We start from the raw sequence: 3,589 nt of genomic DNA, 5'->3' as shown, positions 1-3,589 counted from the left end.
GGATATTATCCTCGCTATTTGCGCTTTCTTCCCTCTCTTTTTAGCTCCCTCAAGAAACTCCTCAAAAGCGTTTATTGTGATAACGAAGCCGGGTGGAATCGGAAAGCCAGCTTTTACCATCTCCCCTAAATTCGCTCCTTTCCCTCCGGCTATGCCGATATCTTCTTTGCTTATTTCATCAAACCACTTTACATATTTCATAACCAATCCCTCGGCACAATAGTCAATTATATATCGTGATATTTAAAACCTTGTCAAGTCTTAGCATTGATTAAAAATAATAGTGTAAAAAAGTGAGGCTATTCTTCAACTCTCTTCACAATCGTTACGACTCCTTTGTCTCCGTCCACTCTGATTATGTCTCCGGTTTTTATCACCTGCGTAGCTATTCCCGTTCCAGTTACAGCTGGTATTCCGTATTCCCTACAAACTATCGCAGCGTGGCTTGTCAATCCTCCTATGTCAGTCACAGCAGCTTTTATTTTCGTGAAAACTGGAGCCCAGCTTGGGTTAGTATTCGGACAGACGAGGATCTCTCCCTCTTGCACCTGATCTATCTCGTCCAAGAACCTTATGACCCTCGCTTTTCCTTCAATTACTCCGGCTGAGGCAGCAAATCCCTTAATCTCTGTAACCTCCTCTGGGTGGTAGGTAACTCCCTTAATCCACTCGCTGACCTTCTCCGAAGTTATTCCCCAAAGCATCACGGTAAACGGCTCGGCAATCTCCTCCGGCACGGTTCCCAAAGCTGGAGGAGGCGTCCAGTTCCTTGCCGCTTCGAGGATCTTCTTTCTCTTCTCAGCCTTTCTTTTCCAGTATTCAGCTCTTGGAGGAACGTTCTCTCCCAGAGCCCAAGCGGTGACGAGATCTTCAATTATCATCGGAATCTCAAAGCGATTGAAGAGGAAGATGTCGTCTTCTTCGTTTAGCATTCCGTATCTGACGAAAAGTCTGCCGAACTCTCTCATCTTCTCAAAAACTATCGTGTGGAACCAGTGCTCGACCCAGAAGAGGTGATTTTCAGCGTAATCGTAAATGTCTCTGACCATCTTGTACGCTTCGTCAAACGCCTTTCTATCTTCATCGGTTTTGATTAGCTTTCTGTACTCCTCAACAAGCTTCTCTCTCGCTTTGTGTATCTCGTCGATGTCTCTTTCTATCGTCTCACCCTTTTCAAGCATTTCTATGTAGCTTTTCAAGTAGCTGAAAGGAACTTCCAGAGTGTTTATCCAACTACCTTCATAGTGGAACCACCCGCTACCGCAGGAAACGTAGAACCACGGATCTTTCGCTTCATCGAAGTCCCTAAGCCACTCTCTCCCTTCCGGAAAAGTCTTTAATTCTTCAATCTTCTCCTCTGGGCTTTTGTCCGATTTTAGTATCCCCACAACCCTGCCTCCAAGGGAAATAGCGAGCCTCGCAAGTTTTGCAAGCTCCTCCTGCGGTCGAAACATCACCACATCTGCTCCAGCCACCATCTTACCTATCGTGGACTCGCTTATTCCGGGGAAAAGCTTTCTGACAACATCAGCAAAAGTCAGGTAAGCTAAGTAGCTCAGGTTTAAGTATTGGAAGTGGTACTGCCAAGCTTTGAATATCGCATCTATCAGCTTGTCGTAGGCTTCCATCAAGTCGTAGGAGGAATAGTATCCCCTTGGCTCCGGGATCACTCTCTCTTCCGGCTCGAAGGTTGGTAAGTCTGGAACCTCTATGTTCTTAACGTACTCTCCGAGCTCTCTGAACTTCTTCTCCCACTTCTCATACAAATTTTCGCTTTTGTAATTCTGAAAAACCCAAAAAGCTCTTTTTTGGAAAAGTTCGGCTTTCTTTTTAATTGTCTCCTCGCTCGGAGGCTCTACGGCGCAAATGTAGAAGTAGCAACCGAGAATTCTTTGAGCAACTCCCTGCGCTGGAGGAATGCAGAAGACTCTCGTGTTGTACTGAGCTAAAGCGATCTGCCAAGCTTCGTGAAAGATCAGGTCGAAGGGATACATTGGATCTGGTGCGTGTATCTTGTCCAAATACCAGAACTGTCTTTCTTCCCACTCTTTTCTCTCTTCGCTGAATATGTAATGCGGAGGATACATCTCCTCCCATCCCTCAAGCTCTTTCGGAATTTCCACTTCCAGAGGTTTAGGAAATCCGTTTCCCAAAACTACCACCTCGCCCGAAAATTTTCAAAACAATAAATAATTAGAAATATTTAGCTCTTTGTCAACAATTGTCATTGAAAAGTTTAAAAGCTAAAAGCTAATTCTAATTGGCTAAATTTTTCTTTGGGAACGAGTTAATTCACAGGCAAAATCTTGATGAGCTCAAAAACGTAAATAACTTTGTCAACATCTGGTGTTGAAAAATCTTCTTATTGCTTCCTTCTTTTGAATCCTCCATGAAGTTTGAGGTGATCGTTAGAGGCGTTGTTAAGGATGGAGACAGGGTTCTCATCGGATTGAAAAGGAGAGACGATCCCCACCCGTTGCAGGGTGAGTGGCATTTCCCAGGAGGAAGGTTGGAATACGAAGAGAATCCTTGGGAGGCTGTTGAAAGGGAGATTGAGGAAGAGACTGGGTACAAAGTAAGGGCAGAGAGAATTATCGACGTTATCCCAAAAAAGCTCGTCTGGCCGAACGAAATTGGAGAGCAGCAGACGTTGCACATAGTCTTTTCTTGCAGATTGCTTGGAGGAGAAGCAAAGGCGGGAGACGATGTTGAAGAAGTCAAGTGGATTTCTGTGGAAGAGATAGACAGCTACCTGAGAAAAGAGTTCCTGCTGGAATCGGATTTAGTTAGGGAGTTCATCGAATCTTGACAAGATTAAATCTCTTATCGCCCTCGATATGTCCTTGTTCTTCAAAACTACAGCTTCGTCATACCACCTTCTCTCTTTTAAGCTACCTTCTGAAGGCATTATTATCGCTTCTTCGCAGTCCCTAACGTACATTCTCGCGGAAGATTTGAATTCCGAGCAGATAGCTACTTTGTTTAACGTCTCTACTATGTCCCTCGGAAGCTCGCTGAGGGGGGCGAGCAGATATATTTTCACTCCTCTCTCACTTGCTTCGAATATCTCGGGCTTGTACTCGTAAACTATCCTAATAGATTCGTTGCTTGTGGCGGCGATGGCGAGCTCTTCATCGCTTTTGTTTATGAACTCTTTAATCGTGCTTATCAACACTCTTCTTCCAGTCACTTCGTAGGAGATCGTGTTCGATACGTTTCCCTTCACGCCTATCGACCTTACAATGTTAAGAAATTCCTCTCTCAATTTGAACAAATTATACAACTTCTTTTCAACATCCCTTATGAGCATCGAAGTAGCAACTTCCGGAGATACGGCATAGTATCTCCTTGGCTTCTGTGCTGAAACGTAGATTAGCCCTTTTTCACTCAAATTTTCCAGGATGTCGTAGATTCTCTGTCTGGTCAATCCGACTTCTTTGGCTAACTCGCTTACTGAAGCTCCCGATCTCTTCAGTAGGAGCAGATATATTTCAGCTTCCGTCTTACTCAAACCCAGATCTTCCAGAATGTTTGTCAACCGTGACTTATATTCCTGCATTACAATGTATTGAAATTCAAAGCATTACTT

General features: G+C 44.2%; 4 protein-coding genes. 1 reads left to right on the top strand and 3 read right to left on the bottom strand.

Going from position 1 to position 3,589, the window contains the following annotated elements:
- Window positions 1-201: PEP/pyruvate-binding domain-containing protein (locus F7C14_RS01840; RefSeq protein WP_290899342.1), on the bottom strand; the 201-nt coding region annotated here is incomplete at its 3' end.
- 98 nt (window positions 202-299) lie between these two features.
- A complete protein-coding gene (locus F7C14_RS01835; protein WP_290899339.1) occupies window positions 300-2,162 on the bottom strand; it encodes a PEP-utilizing enzyme in 1,863 nt (620 codons plus the stop codon).
- A gap of 227 nt (window positions 2,163-2,389) precedes the next feature.
- On the opposite strand from F7C14_RS01835, the gene F7C14_RS01830 reads away from it, so the two are divergent.
- Window positions 2,390-2,809: an NUDIX domain-containing protein gene (locus F7C14_RS01830; RefSeq protein WP_290899334.1), complete on the top strand. Its 420-nt coding sequence runs from the start codon at window positions 2,390-2,392 to the stop codon at window positions 2,807-2,809.
- Here F7C14_RS01830 and F7C14_RS01825 read toward each other — a convergent pair.
- Window positions 2,783-3,559: a TrmB family transcriptional regulator gene (locus F7C14_RS01825; RefSeq protein WP_290899330.1), complete on the bottom strand. Its 777-nt coding sequence runs from the start codon at window positions 3,557-3,559 to the stop codon at window positions 2,783-2,785. The two genes, F7C14_RS01830 and F7C14_RS01825, sit on opposite strands and share 27 nt — an antisense overlap.
- Between the last annotated feature and the right edge of the window lie 30 nt (window positions 3,560-3,589).

The organism is Ferroglobus sp., from assembly GCF_015521575.1.
Lineage (GTDB): Archaea > Halobacteriota > Archaeoglobi > Archaeoglobales > Archaeoglobaceae > Ferroglobus.
The sequence above is the reverse complement of the archived record's forward strand: the minus strand, read 5'-3'. Positions and strand labels throughout refer to the sequence as shown.